Consider the following 20,887-nt stretch of genomic DNA (forward strand, 5'->3'; position numbering starts at 1 on the left):
CATCAGCCCTTGACGGCGCCGCTGAGACCGCCGACGATCCGGCGCTCGAAGATACTGAAGAACAGCAGCGCGGGGAGCATGGACAGCGACGTGAACGCCAGCACCGCGGCGGTGTTCACCGAGTACTGCGACGCGAACGCCTGGACGCCCAGGGGGAGGGTGTACTTCTCCGGGGAGCTCAGGATGAACAGCGGCAGCATGTAGTTGTTCCAGGCGCCGATGAACGCCAGGATGCCCGTCGTGATGACGCCCGGCAGCGACAGCGGCAACACCATCCGGAAGAAGAAGCCGACGCGGCCGGAACCGTCGATCATCGCTGCCTCTTCGATCTCCTTGGGGATGGCCCGCAGGAACGGCACGAGGATGATGACGGTGACGGGCAGCGCGAACGCGATCTGCGGCAGGATGATGCCGGCCAGGCTGTCGGTGAGCCCCAGGGTCCGGATCAGGATGTACAGGGGCGTGATGGCGACCGTCAGCGGGAACATCAGGCCGGCGGCGAACAGCGAGAACAGGGCGTTGCGGCCCCGGAACTGGTAGCGCGCGATGACGTAGCTCGCGGCCAGGGCGAGAGCGACGCAGCCCACCGTCGTCAGGGTGGCGGAGATCGTCGAGTTGCCGAACTGGATCCAGAAGGTGCTGGAGGTCAGCACGTCGGTGTAGTTCTGCAGGATCCACGGATTCGGCAGGCCGGACGGATTCGTCGTGATCTGCGCGTTGCTGCGGAAACCGCCGAGGATGATGTACAGCACCGGCCCGATGCACAGCGCGATCAACACCGTGGCGAGCATGTAGAGGCTGGGGCTACCCCAGGGGACGCTGGACTTGCTCTGCTTCTTGCCACCATAGGGGCGGCGAGCGGCCCGGCTACGTTGGGTGAGGGCGGCCTGGGACATCAGTTCTTGTCCTTTCCGGGCTTCTCCGTGAGGGCGCCCTCGGTGTCGCGGCGCAGCACGAAGCGCTGATAGGTCAGAGCGATGACCAGCGAGATCAGGAAGATGACGACGGCGACGGCGTTGCCGTAGCCGTAGTTACCGGCGAGGCGGCCCTCGCGGACCATGTAGGTGGCCATCGTCGAGGTGCCCGCGGTGTCTGCCACGTACTGACCCCAGATGATGTAGACGAGGTCGAACAGCTGCAGCGAGCCGATGATCGACAGGAACGCCCAGATGCGGATGGTGGGGCCGAGCAGCGGCAGGGTGATGGCGCGCTGGATCTGCCAGTAGGACGCACCGTCGACGGCGGCGGCCTCGTACAGCTCATCGGGGATGCCCTGCATACCCGCGAGCATGAGGATCACCGCGAAGCCGATGTACTTCCAGGAGATGATGACCATCAGGGTCCAGATGGCGATCTTCGGGTTCGCGATCCAGTCCTGCTGGAGAGCGTCCAGGCCGATCTTGCCCAGGAAGTCGTTGACGGCGCCGGTGCTCTGCAGCATCAGGGACCACCCGGTGCCGACGATGACTTCGGCGATGACGTAGGGGACGAAGATCAGCACCCGGATGAGGGAGCGGCCCCGGACCTGTTGGTTGAGTAGGAGGGCGAATCCGATCGCGATGGGCCCCTGCATGACGAGGGACGCGATGACGATGAACCCGTTGTGCTGCACCGCGGAGAGGAAAAGACCGTCGGTGAAGATGGTGACGTAATTCTGCAGCCCGATGAACTCGGTGGGCGGGCCGAAGCCGCGCCAGCGGAAGAAGCCGTAGTAGGCCGCCATGAACACGGGGAAGATGACGAAGCCTACGAACATCACGATCGCAGGGCCCGCGAGGAGAATGATCTCCGCGCGCTTGAGCCAGTCAGCCCGTGCTCGGCGCGGCCGGCCGGCCCGGGCCGGCGCCGTGGAGGCGCCGACCCGAGCAGTAGTGGTGGTGGTGTCAGTCACGACCGGCCTCCGTGTCAGCCCTTGGCGGCGGCGGACTCGACTGCGGACACGATGTCCTCAGGCGTGCCCTGACCGGCGAGCATGTTGACGACGCCGGCGTTGAGCGCGTTGCCCACGTTCTGGCCCAGCAGCGTGTCGAGCCAGACCGTCATGTAGGCCGCGTTGGAGTAGGCGCCGAGGATGTCCTTCAGCGCGGGGTCCTCCACCGCGTCTGCCGCCTCGCCGTTGGCAGGAAGGGTGTTGAACGCCTTGGCGTAGGCCTCCTGGTTCGCCTTGCTGGCGTAGAAGTCCAGGAAGTCGGCGCACTCAGCGGGGGAGTCGACGTAGCAGGCGTAGCCGTCGGCGCCGCCCATCATCGCCGTCGGGTCACCTTCGCCGCCCTCGACGGCCGGGAAGGGGAACCAGCCGAGGTCAGGCAGCGGCTTCTCGTCGGGGGTGAGGGAGGCGATGACGCCGGGGTTCCAGGCGCCCATCAGTTCCATACCGGCCAGGTGGTTGGCGACGAGGCCGGCGGAGCTACCCGCGCCCTGCTGGGCGGAGGTGGTGAGGAAGCCCTGGTTGAACGGCTCGGTGTCGGCGAACTTCTGCAGTTCCTTGCCCGCGTCGAGCCAGCACTGGTCGGAGAAGTCGAGCTCTGCGGCCTTGTTGATGGTGTCCTCGCTGCACTGGCGCAGCACGAAGAAGTAGTACCAGTGAGCTGCCGGCCAGGCGTCCTTGCCGCCCAGTGCGATGGGCTCGACGCCCGATTCCTTGAGCTTGGCGACGGCGTCGTTCAGCTCGTCCATGTTCTCGGGCGTGCCCTCGATGCCGGCCGCCTCGAAGAGGTCCTTCGAATAGTAGATGCCGCCGGGCAGGAGCGAGGTGGGGAGGCCGTAGATCTTGCCGTCCACGTTGAAGGTGTTGACGATCGCGTCGCCGTAAGCCTCCTTGGTCTCGTCGGAGATGGCGTCGGTGATGTCCATGATCTGCTGGGCCTCGACCATGTCGGCCAGCTTGCCGCCGCCACGCGCCATGAAGATGTCGGGCGCGTCGCCGGAGTTGAGCGCCGTCTGCAGGCGTCCGTCCATGTCTTCGTTCTGGATCACCTGGATCTCGAAGGTGACGTTGGGGTTCTCCGCGGTGAATGCCGCAGTGGTGTCCTCCCAGTAGGCCTTACCGGGGCCTGTGGTGGAGTTGTGCCAGAAGCTCAGGGTGACGGGTTCGCCGCCGGCAGCTGAGCTTGCCGCATCGCTGGGCGCTGTGGTCTCGCCGGGCTCAGTTGCCCCGCCGCACGCGCTCAGCAGGAGAGCCGCGATCGCGGTTCCGATGAGGGCCTTCTTCATGTGTGGTTCCTCCCAGTCAGCATTGACTTTGATGGCATTTAGTTGTGCCGTGAGACTAATCCTGGCAAGCTAAGTGCACGATGTCAAACGTTTTCGGTAACGTTTTCGTAACCGACACACTCACTCGATGACGATGGAGCACCACATGAACCCCTGGGCAAACACCGAACACCCCCTTGACGAGAGGGTGGACGCCCTGCTCGACGAGATGACGCTCGCCGAGATGGCCGGCCAGCTCGGCGCCTTCTGGCCCCGGCCGAAGGAGCGCGCGGAGGGCGGCGGCGAGGTGGCCCCCATGGAGTCTGTGATGTCGAGCGGCGAGTTCGAGGAGGTCAGCCGCGACGGCTTGGGCCACCTCACCCGCGTGTTCGGCAGCGCGCCCGTCTCAGTGGAGGAGGGGGTGGGGAACCTGGCCAGCTTCCAGAGGCGGGTCGTCGAGCACTCCCGCTTCGACATCCCCGCCATCGCGCACGAGGAGTGCCTGACCGGGCTCACCGCGTGGCGCGCCACCGTCTACCCCGCGGCCATCGCATGGGGCGCGACGTTCGACCCGGCGCTCATCGAGGAGATGGCCTCGGCCATCGGGCAGGACATGGCCGCGCTCGGGGTCCACCAGGGCCTGTCGCCGCTGCTCGACGTGGTGCGCGACTACCGCTGGGGCCGCGTCGAGGAGACCATCGGCGAAGACCCCATGCTGGTGGGCACCGTCGGCACCGCCTACGTGAAGGGTTTGCAGGGCGCGGGCGTCCTCGCCACGCTCAAGCACTTCGTGGGCTACTCCGCCTCCCGCGCCGGCCGCAACCACGCGCCGGTCAGCATCGGCACGCGTGAGATCGAGGACATCCTGCTGCCCCCGTTCGAGATGGCGGTCCGCGAGGGCAAGGTGGCCAGCGTGATGAACTCCTACTCGGACCTCGACGGGGTGCCCGCCGCCGCCAGCCGCCACCTGCTGACGCACGTGCTGCGCGAACGCTGGGGCTTCGAGGGCACCGTCGTGTCCGACTACTGGTCCGTGAGCTTCCTCCAGGCGATGCACCGCGTCGTCGACGACCTGACCGAGGCCGGCGCGCTCAGCCTGCACGCGGGCATGGACGTGGAACTGCCCGAGACCGGCGCGTTCGGGCACCTCGAGGAAGCCGTCGAGCGCGGCATCCTCACCGAATCGGACATCCGCCAGGCCGCCCGCCGCGTGCTGCGCCAGAAGATCCAGCTGGGCCTGCTCGACGAGGGCTGGGACCCGGCCACGGCCGGCGCCGCCGTGAACCTCGACAGTGAGCGCAACCGCGACATCGCCCGCCGCGTGGCTGAAGAGTCCATCGTGCTGCTCGCCAACGACCAGAACCTGCTGCCGCTCCAGGCGAAGAGCATCGCGTTGGTCGGCCCCATCGCCGACGACGCGCTGACGTTCCTCGGCTGCTACTCGTTCCCGAACCACGTGATGCAGCGGCACCCCGACATGGAGATGGGCCTGGACATGGTCTCGCTGGCCGACGCCGTACGCGCCGAGTTCGCGGGGGCTGAGGTCGCCGTCGAGAAGGGTGTGCCCATCCTCGAGCCCGACACCTCCGGGATCGCGGCGGCGGTGGAGGCGGCCAGGAACGCCGAGGTCGCCGTCGTGGCGGTCGGCGACAAGGCCGGCATGTTCGGCCACGGCACCTCCGGCGAGGGCTGCGACGCCGTCGACCTCCGCCTCCCCGGCGCCCAGGCCGACCTCGTCGAGGCCGTCCTCGCCACCGGCACCCCGACGGTGCTGCTGGTGGTCTCGGGTCGCCCCTACTCGCTCGGCGCGTTCGCGGACCGGGCGGCCGCCATCGTCCAGGCCTTCATGCCCGGCGCCGAGGGCGGCATGGCGATGGCGGGGGTGCTGTCCGGCCGCGTGAATCCCACCGGCAAGCTGCCCGTCGGCATCCCGAACCATCCGGGCGGCCAGCCCGGCACCTACATCGCGCCCCCGCTGGGCTGGTTCTCCGACGGCGTGTCCAACCTGGACCCGCGGCCGCTGTTCCCGTTCGGCCACGGCAGCTCCTACACGTCCTTCGAGATCTCCGATCTCCAGCTCTCCGCCAGCGAGGTGCCCGTCGACGGCGAGCTCACCGTCACCGCCACCGTCGCCAACACCGGCGACAGGGCGGGCGCCGAGGTCGTCCAGGTGTACCTCTCGGACCTCACCGGCCAGGTGGTGCGCCCCCTGAAGCAGTTGGTCGCCTATGCGAAGGTCCCGCTGGAGGCGGGGGAGTCGCGGACGGTCACGTTCGGCCTGCACGCGGATCTGATGAGCTTCACGGGGCTGGCCAAGACCCGCATCGTCGAGCCCGGCGCCATGGAGGTCAAGGTGGGTGCGAGCAGCGAGGACACGCCGCTCGTCGGCGCCTTCACCCTCACAGGCGCGGTGCGCGAAGTGGGCGAGGGCCGTGTGCTGGTCCCGTCGATCTCCCTAGGCTGATCCCATGGCATTCTTCGACCTCACTCCCGCCGAGCTGGCCACCTACGCGCCGGAACTCGACGAGCCCGCCGATTTCGACCAGTTCTGGGCCCGCACCTTCGAGGAGCACGGCTCCGGCCCGCTCGACTTCACCTGCGAACCCGTCGAGACGCACCTCGCGGTGCTGGACGCGTTCGAGGTGAGCTGGCTCGGCTTCGACGGCCACCGCGTCTACGGGTGGCTCGCGCTGCCCCGGGGCATCGAGGGGCCGCTGCCCGCCGTCGTGCAGTACACCGGGTACTCCATGGGCCGCGGCATGCCGTTCGAGAACATCCACTTCGCCGTCGGAGGGTACGCGCAGTTCGTGATCGACGCGCGCGGTCAGGGATGGCGCAACGGCAGCCCCAAGCCGGGCAGCGAGGACCCGGGGCTGCGGACGTCGGGCAGCGTGCCCGGCTTCATGACCGCCGGCGTCCTGGACCCGGAGGGCTACTACTACCGTCGCCTGTTCGTCGACGCCGTGCGGTTGGCCGAGGCCGCCGCCGGCCACGAGCGGGTGGATGCCGACCGGTTGTTCATCACCGGCGGCAGCCAGGGCGGCGCCATGGCGCTGGCGGTGGCCGGGTTGGCTCGGCACCGGGGCGTGCGGATCGCCGGGTGCGCGGCCGACGTGCCGTTCATGTCGCACTTCCGCCGGGCCATCGGGCTGACCGACGCCTACCCGTACAAGGAGGTCGCCGACTACCTGGCGGCCTACCCGCAGCGGGCCGAGCAGGTGATGCGCACGCTGTCGTACTTCGACATGATGTCGATGGCCGCGCGGGCGGAGTCGCCTGGGCTGTTCTCGGTGGCGCTGATGGACCAGATCACCCCCCCGTCGACGGTGTACGCCGCCTACCACCACTACGCGGGCGAGAAGTCCATCGAGGTCTACCCCTTCAACGGCCACGAGGGCGGCGGCGGCTACCAGGTGGAGCGGATCCACCGGTGGCTGGCTGAGCTCAGCGGCTGACCGTTTTCCGACTGCGGAGTTCCTGGGCATACACGCCCGGGAACTCCGCACTTGTCGAGGGTCTGTCTCGGTGAGCGGTGTTGTCTGAGGACGCTGAAGTGTTGTCCGTTCCCGGTCGGGTGTTGTCCGTTCGCTCGAAACGCTGGCTGTTGCTCCGACGGCCCGCTCAAGGTTGGGCGTATGCGACCTCGACAGTCTCTCCCCCCACCCCTCCGGCGCCTCGCTGACGACCAATCAGGAGTACTCACCACCGCACAACTGATCGACGGTGGGCTCAGCCAGGATGTGATCTCGCGCATGGCGCGAGACTGGCAGCGCGTCGCCCAAGGTCTGTACCTGCTCGCCCCGCCGTCGTTCCTCGGCGCGGCCTGGTCGGGCGTTCTCCGGGGCGGCGCTGACGCAGCGGTCGGTGGCCGGGCGGCCGGATTCCTGCACGGCGTGGTCCGCGACGAGCCCTCGGACGTGACCATCTGGGCGCCGCGCGAGCACCTGGGGTTCGCGGTCGGCGAGTGGAGCGTGCGGTTCCGGAGGTCCAGCCGTCGCGGGCATCTCACCCCGCGGCGCACCAGCGTCGAAGAGACGCTGCTGGACATCGCTGACGAAGCGGACGAGAACGAGGCCGTCTCGGCCGTGGCTCGTGCCTTCGCACAGAAGAAGACGACACCGGGGCGCGTCCTGGCGAGGGTGGGGAAGCGGAGGGCCGTCCGGCACAGGGCTGTGCTGGAGGAATTGTCGACGGCCGCTGGGAGGGGCATCGAGTCGGCCCTCGAGTGGCAGTTCCACCGGAAGGTGCTGCAGGCCCACGGATTGCCGCTGCCTGACAGGCAGGTCCAGCGCGAGGCGGGCCGCGTCGACGGCAGGTACGAGGAATACGGCCTCATCCTCGAACTGGACGGTAAGCGTGATCACGGCAACTGGTCCCGCGACATGCGCCGCGACAACGCCAACATCGTGGACGACGACAGCCGCACGCTCCGTTACGGCTGGCACAACACCAATGACGAGCCCTGTGGAGCGGCCACCCAGGTGGCGACCCTCCTGCGTCGCGGCGGTTGGTCAGAGCGGATGCAGCAGTGCCCCGCCTGCCCGGTGGTCGAGACCCATGAACGAGACCCACTGACAAAATGGAGTGCGGACCTATCCGGTGAAGTCACCTGATAGGTCCGCACTCGGAATATCCCTGGGCGGGTCACTCCTCGGAGATCGCCCCCACGGTCTCACCCACGGTGGACACGTCCATCTGAACGGCGACATCGGCCTGCGCGACGATGCCCACCACCTCGTCGCCGTCGAGGACGGGGACGCGGCGGATCTGGTTGTCTGCCAACACCTTGGCCACGACGGAGGCGTCGTCATCCACGTCGACGCACACCACGTCCCTGGTGGCGACGTCGCGGACGCTGCACGACGCCGGGTCGACGCCCTTGGCGATGCCGTTGACCACGATGTCGCGGTCTGTCAGCACGCCGACCAGGCGGCCGTTCTCCAACACCGGCATGGAGCCGACATCGTGCTGGGCCAACTGCTTGGCGGCGTCAACGAGGGTGTCGTCCGGCGCCAGGCACTGGGCGGGTGAGGTCATGAGTTCTCGTGCGGTAGTCATCGCTTACCTCCCGATGGGTTGAGCCGGCCGTCGGCCAGCCGTCTTTCCACCCTGTCACAGCAGCGCCCAGGTGGGAAGGACACCAATGGGTGAGAAGGGACCCAGCGGGTGGGCTCAGTGAACGATGGGCGCCCAGTTCGGATCGCGCCCGATCAGCGCCACGAGACGCTCCTCAGGAGTGTGCGACTCGTCCAGCACGACGGGGGTGCCGAACTCGCCAGAAGCGCCCAGCGCCTCGGCGATGGGTGCCATGCCCTCGACCATCCCGGCCACCACCTCGGGCTCCCATTCGGCGTCCTGGCCGGATGCCTTCGCCAGGTCCCAGCGGTGCATGAACAGGTCTGCGAGGTAGAACTGCTCAAGCACCTGGCCGAGCGTCTGGTCGCCTTGGCCGACGTCGATGACGCGGGCCACCTGCTCGTCGTCCTCCACGAGTGCCTGCACGTTGGCGGTGTGCTTCCACCATGCGGCGAGCACGTCGTCCCCGACCTCCACGGTGGGGAGTTCCACTCCGGCTCCGTTGAGCATGCCGGGGAGCCAGCCCATGAGGTGGGCCAGCACGTCGCGGGCGCGCCATTCCTGCACGGGGGTGGGTGCGTCCCAGTCGGTGACGTTGGCCGCGATGGCGGCGAGCTTGCCGGCGAGAGCGGAGTGCTGTTCGGCGATCTGATTGGTCATGCGAAGAAGCCTAGAGGGTGAAACGGCGAAAGCCGGGCGTCGGCCTGTGGACAGTCTGGACAGGGCGCCCCAGGTGACCCCGGACCCAGACAGAATGCCCTCGGATCCGCTAACGAGAGGGAAGATCCATGGTGAAGAAGTTTCTCAGCGCCGCAGCAGCTGCGGTGCTGGCCTTGGGGGGCGCAGTGCTCCACGGGGCGGGCAGGCTCACTGGCACCAGGATGCCCATGAAGTCCATGAAAGCCTGGCTGGGAGCGGTCATCGCCGCGGCCCTGGCCGTGACTGGTCTCGCTTTCAGCTCCCCGGCGGCGCAGGCGACGGCGGGGGAGGAGACCATCAAGCTGTGCGGAGGCGTCCCCACCGACGGCTCCACCTGCTCCATCGCGGTGGACTCCCAATTCCTCACCACCAGCCCGGAGGAGGGCGTCACGCTGCACGTTTCGGTGCGCGGCGTCCCCAACGTGACCGTCTCGCTGAGCGCGATCGTCTACGAGGTGCGCGACGCCGACAACCGGGTGATGTTCGCCCCCCTCTCGGACCCGGTCATGGTCACCCCCAAGAAGGTCAAGGCGACCGACACCGTCGGCGTCGCGCGGGCCAGCCTCAAGACGCGCGCGCTGCCTGGCGAGTACACCTCCCAGGCGACGATCGCGGTGCAGCCCAGCGACTGGCGGCCCGTACGGGGAATGGTGCTCAACTCGGCAGACCGGTACGCAGGAATGGACCGCGTCTCCCTGGTGAGCAAGCGGCCCCGCGACCGCGGCTTCGAGGCAGCCCCCACGAAGGACGGTGCGTTCACGCGCCTGCTGTACAACGCGTCGAGCTCGGGGCGCTACAGCGTGCAGCTCAAGCAGGGCACGAAGTGGGTCCCGCTCGACGTCAACGGGCCAGTCCAGGGCGCCGGCGCCGGCATCACGAAGCTCCGCGGCCAGCTCCCCGTCGGGCTGGTCTCCGGTCGCTACGAGATGCGGGTGGTCAACGTCACCCACGGCGAGACCGGCCTCACCCCTGTCGGCACGCCGCAGCAGTTCATGGACTGGAAGCTCGCCATGGACAGCAAGCTGTTCAACGTCTACACCACCCCCGGCACGTGGGACCTCAACGGCCGAAAGTGGCGCACGACGTGCGAGGCGTACTCCGCCACGGAGCGGTGCCGCACGGAGATCTGGGCCACCCAGATCCTCTATCAGGCGGGCACGTTCAACCGGCTCGACGGCTGGGCGTTCAACAACCTGACCTACAAGCCGTCGCCGCGTTCCCTCTGGAAGGGCAACCCGGTGGGCGGCAACGGCACCGTCGGCCACACGGGCGAGTGGACGGCGACGGACGGCCGGAAGTGGCGCGTCGAGTGCGACACCGCCACCTCGGGTCGTAACGGTTGCCGCGCGTACGCGATGGCGAAGGTGGCTGAGCCGGTGTCGGCCGGCGCAACTACCTACCGCGTCGTGGACACGTGGCTCTTCAACAACATCGTCCAGTTCACCTGATCCACCTCGCATGGACGACACTCGGAGCGGCAGCCTGATGGCTGCCGCTCCGGCCCGTATATGGGCCCCCTCCCGGCCGATTGTGCGCACAGACCGACAGGTTGTGCTCAGGCGGCGAGCGCCTCTCCGGACGGCTGATTGAGTTGCTCGCGGTATCACGCGGCCGCCCGGCCGCGTCCCACTCGACGAGGAGAATTAGATGAAGGTACTTCAGCGTGAGGGTGCAGGGGGGCATCCGATGAAGCGCTCCGCCGTGCGTGTCCTGGCTTTCGCCGGCGTGGCGGCCATGGCTCTTTCGGGTTGCACCGCAGCCCCGGCGCAGCAGGGGACCCAGTCCCCGACACCTTCGGCTGCGCAGTCGGTCAGCGAGACCACCACCACCGGCGACTACACCGAGCGTGAGGTCACCGACGGCACCACGACCTTCATGGTCGTCGACAACCCCGGGGACGGCCCCACCCTGTCCTACGGCGCCGAGAGCGGCGTCACGCTGCTCGAGGAGGAGATCGACGGCGCCACGTACGCGTTCAAGGACATGAACGCCAACGGCGAACTCGACGTGTGGGAGGACTGGCGGGTCGAAGCCACCGAGCGCGCCGCCGACCTCGCCGGCCAGATGTCGATCGAGCAGATCGCCGGCCTCATGCTGTTCAGCTCGCACGAGCGCACCCCTGCGGACGGCCTCACCGACGCGCAGAAGACCTACCTGTCCGAGTCCAACCTGCGCGCCGTCCTGAACGCGGCCGGCAGCGACGCCAAGGTCACCGTGCCGTGGGTCAACGAGATGCAGGCGTTCGTCGAGACCCTGTCCACGGAGGACACCCCCTACGTGCCGGTCAACTTCGCTTCCGACCCGCGGTCGACCGCCGGCTCCGGCGGCTACAACGCCGATGGCGCCGACATCTCCCGCTGGCCCTCCAACTTGGGCCTGGCGGCAACGTTCAACGCGGAGCACACCCAGAACTTCGGCGAGATGGCCTCTGCTGAATACCGTGCGCTGGGCATCTCCACCGCGCTGAGCCCCCAGATCGACCTCGCCACCGAACCCCGCTGGCTGCGCGTCGGCGGCACCTTCGGTGAGGACGCAGCCCAGGCGGCCGAACTGGCCGCCGCCTACGTCGACGGCTTCCAGGGCACCGGGGGCGGAGACGCTTGGGGGACGGAATCCGTCAACGCCATGATCAAGCACTTCGCCGGCGACGGGCCGGGCGAGGGTGGCCGCGAGGCCCACACCGACGCCGGCAAGTACGGCGTCTACCCGGGCGACAACCTGGCCGAGCACGTCTCGGTCTTCCAGGGTGCGCTCGACTCCGCAGCAGTCATGACGGCCTACTCGATCGCGCTGGACGCCGACGGCGAGCCACTGTTCGAGGACCGCATGGGCACGGCGTACGACGCCAGCCGCATGGCGATCCTTCGGGAGGACAACTCCTACCAGGGCGTCATCGTCACCGACTGGGGAGTCATGACGGGGGCCAAGGACGAGGGCGCCTTCATCGGCACCGCGTGGGGCGCGGAGGAGCTCAGCCCGGCGGAGCGATACGTCGAGGTGCTGGGCACCGGCCACGACATGTTCGGCGGCGTGAACGACGCCACCTTCCTCCTCGAGGCGGCCGAGCTGTGGCAGACCAAGCACGAGGCCGGCGAACTCGACGTGGACGCGGAGACCCGCTTCCAGGAGTCCGGCGCCCGCATCCTCACCATGTTCTTCAATCCCGGCCTCTACGAGAGCGCCTTCCTCGACCCCGAGCAGTCGGCCGAGACCCTGGCGAGCGAGGACAAGGTGGAGGCCGGCTACGCCGCCCAACTCGATTCGGTGGTCATGCTGAAGAACGACGACGGCACCATCGCCGCGGCCGAGGCAGCACAGTGGTCCGACAAGACCGTGTACATCCCCCAGTCCTACGACGTCGGCACGGCGAGCATCTTCGGCGAACCGGCCTACACCGAGGGCCCGACCATGGACCTCGACGTCGCTGCCAAGTACTTCTCCAAGGTCGTCACCGACGAGGTGGAGAAGGATGCTGACGGAAAGGTCGTCGGCTACACCGCGCCAGACCTGAGCGATGTCGACCTCGTGCTCGTCGGCATGGACAGCCCCGTGGCCGGCGCCGTGTTCGGCAACTCGGGCTTCGACGCCGCGACCGGCGAGTGGTACCCGCTGTCCTTGCAGTACCGTCCCTACACCGCCGACGGCGAGAACGTCCGCAAGGTGTCGATCTCGGGCGACCTTCTCGAGGACGGCACCAAGCAGAACCGCTCCTACTTCGGCAACACCTCGCGCATCTCCAACGAGGCCGACCTGGATTCGTTCGAGCGGGCCGTCGCGGCCGTCGAAGCCAGCGGCAAGGACATCCCCGTCGTGACCGTCCTCAAGGCGGCCAACCCGGTCATCCCGGCGGAGTTCGAGGCGAAATCCGATGCCATCGTCGTCGGCTTCGGCACGAGCGACCAGGCGCTGATCGAGGTCTCCCTGGGCCTGTACGAGCCCAAGGGCCGCCTGCCCATCCAGTTCCCCGCGGACATGGACACCGTCGAGAAGCAGTTCGAGGACGTCGCCAAGGACGTGACGCCCTAGACAGACGCCAACGGCAACGTCTACGACTACGGCTTCGGCCTGAACTACGCCGGCCCCATCGCCGGCTGACCAACCACACCGCCCGGGTGGCGGGCCGATCCACTTCGGCCCGCCACCCGTTCCCGGCACCGGGACCCGCCCGGAGCCACAGACGATAAGGAACAAGAAGTGAAGACCAACAAGATTCTGACCACCGGACTCGGCCTCCTGTTCGCGCTGACCGGCGCCCTGGGCGTCACCGCCTGCTCCGCCGGGGACGACGCCGCCGCCCCCGCCGTTAGCGCGCCCGCCGCCAGCGAGGTGGACGTGGCCGAAGACCTGGAGAACGCCCGCCAGACCGTGCTCGAAGCACTCAAGGACGACGACTGGAACCAGGTCATGCTGGCCAGCGACGTCGAGGCCCCCACCGTGAAGTACGGCCTGCTCGTGATGCCCTACACCTTCTCGGAGAAGACCTCCCGCGTGCAGGGAACCATCGAGATCAAGGACGGCAAGTTCACCATCGAAGCCGATTCCGCCGCCGACGACAAGACCTGGCAGATCGACCAGGACGGCGAAATCTCCGAAGTTTCCGAGTAAGCGCCCCCACACCTCATCATTGAACCTGTGCTCGAAGGAGACAAGTAGTGAACGCCAGACCGAAGAAGGTCTCTGATCGCCGGAAGGCGCCAATGCCGAACAAGAGGTTCCTGTGGATCTGGGTCCCCGTCCTCGTGACGGTGACCGCCCTGATCATCGCCGCCAACGTGGCGCTCGTGGTCGGCGGCGGCTGGGTCGCCTCCCAGCTCGGTTCTGGTACCTACACCTTCACCAACTCGGAGGAATCCGAGGGGTGGGACACCGAGTACTACACGGCCGATTTCGCCACCATCGATGATGTCGACGCGGCGGCCAAGGAACTCGTCGAGGAGATCGCCGCAGGCGGCATCGTGCTGGCCAAGAACGACGGCGCGGCCCTGCCGCTCGCCTCGGGCCGGCGGGTCACCATGTTGGGCCGCGCGGCCGCGGACCCCGTCTTCGGCGGCGCCGGCTCCGGCTCCGTCGACACCCGCTCCGCGGTGACCGCCCGCGGCGGGCTCGAGGGCGCCGGGTTCGAGATCAACGAAGAGGTCTACACGGCCATCGAGGCGTTCGCCGCCGAGAACCGTCGGGGCCACATCGAGATGGACAACCCCGAGGCCTCCAGCTACACCATCGGTGAGCTCCCCGTCGCACAGTACGAGGCCCTCCAGGGCTCGTTCCAGGACTTCGCGGATGCGGGCATCGTCTTCATCGGCCGCCCCGGCGGCGAGGGCGGCGACCTCACCCGTGACATGGCCGGCTGGGACGAGAACGCCGTCGATGGTCAGCACCAGCTGGAACTGAACCAGGACGAGCGCGACCTCATCGAGCTCGCGAAGTCGTCGTTCGACACCGTGGTGGTCGTCGTCAACGCCTCCACCACCATGGAACTGGGCGATCTCCAGGACGACGCCGGGGTCGACGCCATCCTGCTGGCCGGCTCGCCCGGCGCCAGCGGATTCTCTGCGCTCGGCGGTATCCTCGCCGGCGACGTGAACCCCTCGGGCCGCACCGCCGACGTCTGGGCCGCCGACTTCACGAAGGACCCCACCTACGCGAACTTCGGCGACTTCATCTACAACAACATCGAAGCCTCCTTCCCGGTCTCGGCCGTGGAGCGCGCCACCTCCAACGCGACGCTGACCTCCGACGCCCCGTTCGTGAACTACGCGGAGGGCATCTACATCGGCTACCGCTACTACGAGACGGCGGCCGCTGAGGGCTTCATCGACTACGACGACGCGGTGGTCTACCCGTTCGGCCACGGCCTCAGCTACACCGACTTCGCCTGGCGCGTCGTGTCCTCCGAGGCGGGTGCCGTGGACGGCGCCATCTCGGTGGAGGTGGAGGTCACCAACACCGGTGCCGTCGCCGGCCGCGACGTCGTCGAGCTGTACTACTCGGCGCCCTACACGCCGGGCGGCATCGAGAAGGCAGAGGTGGTCCTGGGGGCCTTCGCCAAGACGGACATGATCGAACCGGGCGCCTCAGAGACCCTCACGCTCGAGTTCGCGGTCGAGGACATGGCGTCCTACGACCACCTGGAGAACCGCGCCTACGTCCTGGAGGCCGGCGACTACGAGATCAGCCTGCGAACGGACTCGCACACCCTCGCCGACGGCGTGGAGCCGATCGCCTACACCGTGGACGAGACCGTGGTGTACTCCGGCGACAACCACCGCTCCACCGATCTCACCGAGGTCACCAACCAGTTCGACGGCGTCTCCGAGCAATTCGCGGCCGCGCCCCAGGACGGCAAGGTCGTCTCGATGTCGCGCGCCGACTTCGCGGGCACCTTCCCGACCGCCCCGTCGGAGGATCAGTACGTGGCGGGCGACGCCATCGTCGCCGGCTTCGCACCGTGGGATCACGAGGCTGCGGCCGACGAGTTCGACGGCGACAAGCCTGCCACCGGCAAGGGGTCGGACCTGACCCTCATCGACATGCGCGGCCTGGCCAAGGATGATCCCCAGTGGGCCGAACTGCTGGATTCGCTGACGGTCTCCGAGATGTCCGACCTGCTGCTCAACGGCGCCTACCAGACCGCAGGCATCGGCTCGATCGCCAAGCCGCAGACCCTGGAGCCGGACGGCCCCGCGGGCTTCTCGTCGTTCATCAACTCGTCCATCAACGGCGTTGCCTACCCGTCGCAGTTCCTCATCGCGCAGACGTGGGACGTCGACCTGGGCACCGAGATGGGCCGCATGCTCGGCAACGAGGCGCTCCACAAGGGCATCAACGGCTGGTACGCCCCGGCGGCCAACCTGCACCGCTCGCCGTTCGGCGGCCGCAACTTCGAGTACTACTCGGAAGATCCGCTGCTGTCGGGTGCGCTGCTGACCTCTGTGGCCAACGGTGTCGCCGAGAAGGGCGTCTACACGATGCTCAAGCACTTCGCGCTCAATGAGCAGGAGACCAACCGCGTCAACAACGGCATCGCCACGTGGGCGACCGAGCAGACGATCCGCGAGCTGTACCTCAAGCCCTTCGAGATGGCCGTCAAGAACATCTCGATGGACGTGTCCTACATTTCGGGTGCCGATGGCACCCGCACCGACACCACCATCGGCGCGGCGGGCATCATGAGCTCCTTCAACCGCATCGGCTCCACGTGGGCCGGCGGCTCCGAGGCGCTGATGACCAACGTGCTGCGGAACGAATGGGGCTTCCAGGGCTTCGCGATCTCGGACTTCAACCTGTACCCGTACATGAACCCCAACCAGAGCATCAGCGCGGGCACGGACCTGACGCTGACGTTCCAGCCGTCGAAGTCCTTCGTGGACACGACGTCGGCGAAGGCCGTCACGGACATCCGCAACGCCACCCACAACATCCTGTTCACGGTGGCCAACTCCAACGCGATGAACGGGCTGGCCCCGGGCGCGACGGTGGACTACACGCCCCCCACCTGGGTCTACATCCAGTACGCGGTCACCGCCGTGCTGGGCGCCCTGGTCCTGCTGGGCGCGTTCCTGGTGTGGCGCCGGGTGCGCAGGCACTCCGGTGAGGTCAGCGCAGCCTGACCCACACCGACGGTTGACGACAACTGCGGGGCCCGCTTCCGAGCGGGCCCCGCAGCTGTGTGTCCGGCGTCAGAACCAGGCGCGCACGACGCTGTCGAAGCGGCTGAGCGCCGAGCCGATCGCCATGTGCATGTCGAGGTACTGGTAGGTGCCCAGCCGCCCGCCGAACAGCACGCGTGGTTCGTCCGAGGCTGCCTGCCGGTACTGCTCCAGGACGGCCCGGTCCTCGGAGGTGTTGACGGGGTAGAACGGTTCGTCTGCCGCCTGCGCGAAGCGGGAGAACTCCCGCACCACGACGGTGCCGGAACGGTGGGTGCGCTCGGGGTGGAAGTGTTTGAACTCCAGCGTGCGCGTGTAGGGGACGTCCTCGTCGCACTCGTTGATGACTGCGGTGCCCTGATGGTCATCGACGTCGAGCACGCGACGGTCGAAATCCACCGTCCGCCAGCCGAGGGCCCCGTAGCGGTGCCCGAAGTAGCGATCCAGCGGGCCGGTGTAGACCACGGGCACCTGGCCGACGGCGGAGCCGCGGCTGAATTCGTGCCCGGGCTCCAGGAAATCCACGCCCAACCGGACGTCTATGCGGGGATGGTCCGCCATGCGCTGCAGCCAGGCGGCGTAGCCGTCGCGGGGCATGCCCTGGTAGGTGTCGTTGAAGTAGCGGTTGTCGTAGGTGAAGCGCACCGGGAGCCGGGTGATGATGCTCGACGCGAGTTCGCGCGGGTCCGTCTGCCACTGCTTGGCCGTGTAGCCGCGGATGAACGCCTCGTACAGGGGCCGGCCGATCAGTGAGATCGCCTTCTCCTCAAGGTTGCCCGGTTCGCGCCCGCCCAGCTCAGCTGCCTGCTCCGCGATGAGACCGCGAGCCTCGTCGGGGCTCATGCCGCGACGGAAGAACTGGTTGATGGTGCCCAGGTTGATGGGCAGCGGGAACACCTCGCCGCGGTGACGGGCGTAGACCCGGTGCTCGTAGGGAGTGAACCGGGTGAACCGGTTGACGTAGCCCCACACGTTGTCGTTGGAGGTGTGGAAGATGTGCGCGCCGTAGCGGTGTTCCTCGATGCCCGTGGCCTCGTCGACCGTGCTCCAGGCGTTGCCCCCGATGTGGTTGCGGGACTCCACGACCGTCACCTGAAGGCCCAGTTCGGTGGCGGCCCTCTCCGCGATGGTCAGCCCGAAGAGCCCGGACCCTACGACCAACAGATCCATGTTCCCTCCCGGCTGCGGCTCCCGGGTAAGGCTACCAGCGTGGACAGGGGCCAGATTGGTAATGTGAGGGCGAGCGAGGAGGGACTGATGATCACCATCGGCGTCGTTGACGACCAGCCGGAGAGCCGCCACCTCCTGCAGGGCTATCTGGCCCGGTACGAGTTCGAAAGCGGCGTCCAGTTCAAGGTGGAGGAGTTCGCCGACGGTTCGGAACTGACCGCCTCCTACCGCCCCCGGTTCGACATCATCTTCCTCGACGTCCAGATGGACAACCTGGACGGCTTCGCCACCGCCCGCCTGATCCGCGAGGTGGACCCGGGCGTCATCCTGATCTTCGTCACGAACATGGCGCAGTTCGCCATCAAGGGCTACGAGGTGGACGCCCTGAGCTACCTGTTGAAGCCCGTTCCGTACTTCGCGTTCTCGCAGGAGTTGAAGAGGTCGCTGGAGCGTCTCGACAAGGCCCGCGACGAGCACATCATGCTCGGCGTCGGCGGCGAGATGCTGCGCGTGGACCTGGCTGACGTAATCTACATCGAGAGCATCAAGCACCGGCTCGTCTTCCACATGGTGGATGAGAAGCTGTCGATGATCGGCACGCTCAAGGAGATGGCCACCCAACTCGAGCCGCGCGGCTTCTACCGCTCCAACAGCTTCCTGCTGGTGAACCTGCGCCATGTGGAGGGGTTCAGCGGCAGCGAATCCAAGCACACCGGCGGTGTCTCCCTGCCGGTCAGCCGCGCGCGGAAGAAGCCGTTCCTGGAGGCCCTGTCCGCCTACTTCGGCGGGAACCCCGCGTGACCGAGATCTTGCCCAACATCCCGCGGGAATTCACGGGGTTGGCGGAGTGGCTCGCCTGCGTCGTCTACATCCTCGTCCTGCCCCGACGGTGGGGCGTGGCCGGCACGGTGGCCGCCCTGGCGGGGGGCCTGGGGCTACTGGTCGGCGTGCAGCTGTTCGCCGGCACGCTGCCGCAGTACCTGTGGACGCTCGGGATGGGGCTGGCGGCCGCGTGCATGCTTGCCTTCGTCGGTATCGCCACCACGGTCAACGCCCGCGACGCCGGCTACGTGACCGCCCGGGCGTTCGTGCTGGCGGAGCTGGTCGCGTCGCTGGAGTGGCAGATCCACGCCTTCTACTTCCACCCCGAGCCAGGAATCACCGCACTGTTCCCCACGCTCGTGCTGCTGGCGCTGTATGCGGCCGCCTTCGGGGTCGCGCACGTGCTGGAGCGGCGGCATTTCGACGGGATGGCGCCGGCCGTCGAGCCGCGGATGCTGGCGATCGCCATCGCCATGGCGGTGGGCACATTCGGCCTGAGCAACCTCAGCTTCGTGACCCCCAACACGCCGTTCAGCGGCGAGATCTCCCTGGAGGTTTTCTACATCCGCACGCTGGTGGATCTGGCCGGCTACATCGCGCTGTACGCCCAGCACGAGCAGCTGCGCAAGCAGCGTGCAGACCTGGAGGTGGCTGCCATGGACGCCATCCTGCGCACCCAGCACGACCAGTACCTGGCGGCCAAGCGCGACATCGAACAGGTCAGCCGCGCCTCCCACGACCTCAAGCACCACCTCGCCGTGATCCGGTCCGAGCGGGATCCGGAGCAGCGGGGCAAGCACCTCGATGCCCTGGAGGAGTCGCTCAACGAGTTCGGCGCCGCGTTCGACACCGGCAACCCGGTGCTGGACACCGTGCTGACGTCCAAGGCCCGCTACTGCCGATCCAGGGGCATCAACTTCACGGCCGTGGCTGACGGCGGCGCCCTGGGGTTCGTCGACGTGATGGACCTGGCCAGCATCTGCGGCAACGCGCTGGACAACGCCATCGAATCCGTGATGCGCCTGCCCGAGCCGGAGCAGCGACTGATCCGGGTGGCCGTGTTCAACCAGGCCCGCTTCGTCGTGCTGAAGTTCGAGAACTACTTCGACGGCGAGCTGCGCTACGAGGAGGGCGAACTCGCCACCCGGAAGGTGGGGGGCACGCACGGCCTGGGAGTGAAGAGCATCAAGCAGGCGGCCGAGAAGTACGGCGGCGAGGCCACCTTCGTCGGCCGCGAGAACTGGTTCACCCTGACGGTGCTACTCCCGCTCAGTTGAACCCGACGACCGACTGCGCCACGCGGTAGGCAAGCACCGAGACGCTGCGTCCGGTGCGGCCGGGCAGGTTGACCAGCTGGCCCATGCCGCTGCGTCGTAGCTGCCTGTGCGCCGGCGCGTGGGCGGCGCGAAGGTCGCGCCACAACTCGCGCTTCTGCTGCAACTGCTCCGGCCCTCCGGCGCGGATCAGCATGATCGAGGAGACGGCGCACACCAGCCCCAGGTAGTGCACCTGGTAGCGGTGCAGGGCATCCGGCGTCGAACCGGGCGACGGTAGCGCGCCGATCATCAGGCGGTTGACGCGCAGCTGCTGGTCCAGGCGCTTCAGCATGACGGCCTCGTTGACCGACTGGTCGGCGCGGCCGATGTGGTACCGGTACAGGTCCACGTCCAGGTAGAACAGCCGCTGCACGTAGGGCAGGGGCACGAAGGCGTAGAGGTTGTCGACGTAGAAGGTGTGCTCCGGCAGGCGCATGCCGGAGTTGCGCAGCACCGCCGTGCGGTAGGTCAGCGCGTGCATCAGCATCCCCTGGTCGGCGCGGAACCGGCCCACCTCGTCCCAACCGAACTCGCGCCCCGTGGGGAGGGTGGAGCGGTAGCGCATGGCGTGCCGGGGCGTGCGGCCCTCCTTCTCGTAGACGAAGTTCGTCACGACGAGGTCCAGCCGATCCTGGCCGCGCAGCACGCCGAGCAGCGCCGTGAGCGCCTCGCGGTCGAGCCAGTCGTCGCTGTCCACCACCCGGAAGTAGCGCCCCGTGGCGGCGTCCAGGCCGGCGTTGACCGCCGACCCGTGGCCGCCATTGGCCTTGTCCACCACGCGCACCTGCCCGGGGTGCGCCTCCGCGTAGCGGTGCGCGATGGCCGAGGTGTCATCGCTGGAGCCGTCGTTGACGACGATGACCTCGAGGTCGTCGTCGAGCGGCATCAGGGAGTCGAGGCAGCGGTGGAGGTAGGCGGCCGAGTTGTAGCTCGGCACGGCCAGGGTCAGGGTCGTCATGTCCG

General features: G+C 68.0%; 16 protein-coding genes. 9 read left to right on the forward strand and 7 right to left on the reverse strand.

What is annotated here, in order from left to right; translation table 11 throughout:
- Nucleotides 1–2: 2 nt before the first annotated feature.
- The 3 genes from ACX1DX_RS13380 to ACX1DX_RS13390 are packed head-to-tail and all read right to left on the reverse strand — an operon-like array spanning nt 3 to nt 3,213.
- Nucleotides 3–896, reverse strand: a complete 894-nt coding sequence (locus ACX1DX_RS13380; protein WP_459396991.1) for a carbohydrate ABC transporter permease — start codon at nt 894–896, stop codon at nt 3–5.
- A complete protein-coding gene (locus tag ACX1DX_RS13385) occupies nt 896–1,891 on the reverse strand; it encodes a carbohydrate ABC transporter permease (RefSeq protein ID WP_459396992.1) in 996 nt (331 codons plus the stop codon). The genes ACX1DX_RS13380 and ACX1DX_RS13385 overlap by 1 nt, the downstream gene beginning before the upstream one ends.
- 14 nt (nt 1,892–1,905) lie before the next feature.
- On the reverse strand, nt 1,906–3,213 hold the full coding sequence (locus ACX1DX_RS13390; RefSeq protein WP_459396993.1) for an ABC transporter substrate-binding protein: 1,308 nt from the start codon (nt 3,211–3,213) through the stop codon (nt 1,906–1,908).
- 145 nt (nt 3,214–3,358) lie between these two features.
- On the opposite strand from ACX1DX_RS13390, the gene ACX1DX_RS13395 reads away from it, so the two are divergent.
- The 3 genes from ACX1DX_RS13395 (at nt 3,359) to ACX1DX_RS13405 (ending at nt 7,805) form a co-directional block, all read left to right on the forward strand.
- Nucleotides 3,359–5,656 carry a beta-glucosidase gene (locus ACX1DX_RS13395; RefSeq protein WP_459396994.1) on the forward strand — a complete coding sequence of 766 codons (2,298 nt, stop codon included), beginning with the start codon at nt 3,359–3,361 and terminating at the stop codon, nt 5,654–5,656.
- Nucleotides 5,657–5,660: 4 nt separating this feature from the next.
- Nucleotides 5,661–6,647: an acetylxylan esterase gene (locus ACX1DX_RS13400; protein WP_459396995.1), complete on the forward strand. Its 987-nt coding sequence runs from the start codon at nt 5,661–5,663 to the stop codon at nt 6,645–6,647.
- Nucleotides 6,648–6,944: 297 nt separating this feature from the next.
- Complete coding sequence (locus tag ACX1DX_RS13405; RefSeq protein WP_459396996.1) at nt 6,945–7,805, forward strand: hypothetical protein; 861 nt, start codon at nt 6,945–6,947, stop codon at nt 7,803–7,805.
- Between the two features lie 31 nt (nt 7,806–7,836).
- Here ACX1DX_RS13405 and ACX1DX_RS13410 read toward each other — a convergent pair whose 3' ends face one another.
- Complete coding sequence (locus tag ACX1DX_RS13410) at nt 7,837–8,250, reverse strand: CBS domain-containing protein (protein ID WP_182766222.1); 414 nt, start codon at nt 8,248–8,250, stop codon at nt 7,837–7,839.
- Between the two features lie 114 nt (nt 8,251–8,364).
- Nucleotides 8,365–8,928: a DinB family protein gene (locus ACX1DX_RS13415; RefSeq protein WP_182766221.1), complete on the reverse strand. Its 564-nt coding sequence runs from the start codon at nt 8,926–8,928 to the stop codon at nt 8,365–8,367.
- A gap of 128 nt (nt 8,929–9,056) precedes the next feature.
- Between ACX1DX_RS13415 and ACX1DX_RS13420 the strand changes: the two genes are divergently transcribed.
- The 4 genes from ACX1DX_RS13420 to ACX1DX_RS13435 all read left to right on the forward strand — a co-directional run bounded on the left by ACX1DX_RS13420 (nt 9,057) and on the right by ACX1DX_RS13435 (nt 16,577).
- Nucleotides 9,057–10,415: a hypothetical protein gene (locus ACX1DX_RS13420; RefSeq protein WP_459396997.1), complete on the forward strand. Its 1,359-nt coding sequence runs from the start codon at nt 9,057–9,059 to the stop codon at nt 10,413–10,415.
- 199 nt (nt 10,416–10,614) lie between these two features.
- Nucleotides 10,615–12,993: a glycoside hydrolase family 3 N-terminal domain-containing protein gene (locus ACX1DX_RS13425; RefSeq protein ID WP_459396998.1), complete on the forward strand. Its 2,379-nt coding sequence runs from the start codon at nt 10,615–10,617 to the stop codon at nt 12,991–12,993.
- Nucleotides 12,994–13,161: 168 nt separating this feature from the next.
- Nucleotides 13,162–13,572, forward strand: a complete 411-nt coding sequence (locus tag ACX1DX_RS13430; protein WP_345578009.1) for a hypothetical protein — start codon at nt 13,162–13,164, stop codon at nt 13,570–13,572.
- Between the two features lie 47 nt (nt 13,573–13,619).
- Nucleotides 13,620–16,577 carry a glycoside hydrolase family 3 C-terminal domain-containing protein gene (locus ACX1DX_RS13435; RefSeq protein WP_459396999.1) on the forward strand — a complete coding sequence of 986 codons (2,958 nt, stop codon included), beginning with the start codon at nt 13,620–13,622 and terminating at the stop codon, nt 16,575–16,577.
- Between the two features lie 69 nt (nt 16,578–16,646).
- On the opposite strand, the gene glf is transcribed toward ACX1DX_RS13435, so the two are convergent.
- Nucleotides 16,647–17,786 carry a UDP-galactopyranose mutase gene (glf, locus tag ACX1DX_RS13440; RefSeq protein WP_182762478.1) on the reverse strand — a complete coding sequence of 380 codons (1,140 nt, stop codon included), beginning with the start codon at nt 17,784–17,786 and terminating at the stop codon, nt 16,647–16,649.
- Between the two features lie 87 nt (nt 17,787–17,873).
- Here glf and ACX1DX_RS13445 point away from each other — a divergent pair, with 87 nt between their 5' ends.
- Together ACX1DX_RS13445 and ACX1DX_RS13450 are read left to right on the forward strand one after the other, a co-directional pair.
- A complete protein-coding gene (locus tag ACX1DX_RS13445) occupies nt 17,874–18,587 on the forward strand; it encodes a LytR/AlgR family response regulator transcription factor (RefSeq protein WP_459397000.1) in 714 nt (237 codons plus the stop codon).
- Nucleotides 18,584–19,885 (forward strand): ATP-binding protein, encoded by a 1,302-nt coding sequence (locus tag ACX1DX_RS13450; protein WP_182762475.1) that lies wholly within the window; start codon nt 18,584–18,586, stop codon nt 19,883–19,885. The genes ACX1DX_RS13445 and ACX1DX_RS13450 overlap by 4 nt, the downstream gene beginning before the upstream one ends.
- Here the strand turns inward: ACX1DX_RS13450 and ACX1DX_RS13455 are convergent.
- Complete coding sequence (locus ACX1DX_RS13455) at nt 19,878–20,882, reverse strand: glycosyltransferase family 2 protein (protein ID WP_459397001.1); 1,005 nt, start codon at nt 20,880–20,882, stop codon at nt 19,878–19,880. The two genes, ACX1DX_RS13450 and ACX1DX_RS13455, sit on opposite strands and share 8 nt — an antisense overlap.
- Nucleotides 20,883–20,887 lie beyond the last annotated feature (5 nt).

It is taken from the genome of Tessaracoccus zhenghani, assembly GCF_054552775.1.

Bases quoted from the DNA above. Each gene is read 5' to 3' on its own strand.
- glf (WP_182762478.1), bottom strand. From the start codon at position 17,786: ATGGATCTGTTGGTCGTAGGGTCCGGGCTCTTCGGGCTGACCATCGCG.
- ACX1DX_RS13425 (WP_459396998.1), top strand. From the start codon at position 10,615: ATGAAGGTACTTCAGCGTGAGGGTGCAGGGGGGCATCCGATGAAGCGC.
- ACX1DX_RS13420 (WP_459396997.1), top strand. From the start codon at position 9,057: ATGGTGAAGAAGTTTCTCAGCGCCGCAGCAGCTGCGGTGCTGGCCTTG.
- ACX1DX_RS13455 (WP_459397001.1), bottom strand. From the start codon at position 20,882: ATGACGACCCTGACCCTGGCCGTGCCGAGCTACAACTCGGCCGCCTAC.
- ACX1DX_RS13415 (WP_182766221.1), bottom strand. From the start codon at position 8,928: ATGACCAATCAGATCGCCGAACAGCACTCCGCTCTCGCCGGCAAGCTC.
- ACX1DX_RS13405 (WP_459396996.1), top strand. From the start codon at position 6,945: ATGGCGCGAGACTGGCAGCGCGTCGCCCAAGGTCTGTACCTGCTCGCC.
- ACX1DX_RS13395 (WP_459396994.1), top strand. From the start codon at position 3,359: ATGAACCCCTGGGCAAACACCGAACACCCCCTTGACGAGAGGGTGGAC.
- ACX1DX_RS13380 (WP_459396991.1), bottom strand. From the start codon at position 896: ATGTCCCAGGCCGCCCTCACCCAACGTAGCCGGGCCGCTCGCCGCCCC.
- ACX1DX_RS13400 (WP_459396995.1), top strand. From the start codon at position 5,661: ATGGCATTCTTCGACCTCACTCCCGCCGAGCTGGCCACCTACGCGCCG.
- ACX1DX_RS13410 (WP_182766222.1), bottom strand. From the start codon at position 8,250: ATGACTACCGCACGAGAACTCATGACCTCACCCGCCCAGTGCCTGGCG.
- ACX1DX_RS13445 (WP_459397000.1), top strand. From the start codon at position 17,874: ATGATCACCATCGGCGTCGTTGACGACCAGCCGGAGAGCCGCCACCTC.
- ACX1DX_RS13390 (WP_459396993.1), bottom strand. From the start codon at position 3,213: ATGAAGAAGGCCCTCATCGGAACCGCGATCGCGGCTCTCCTGCTGAGC.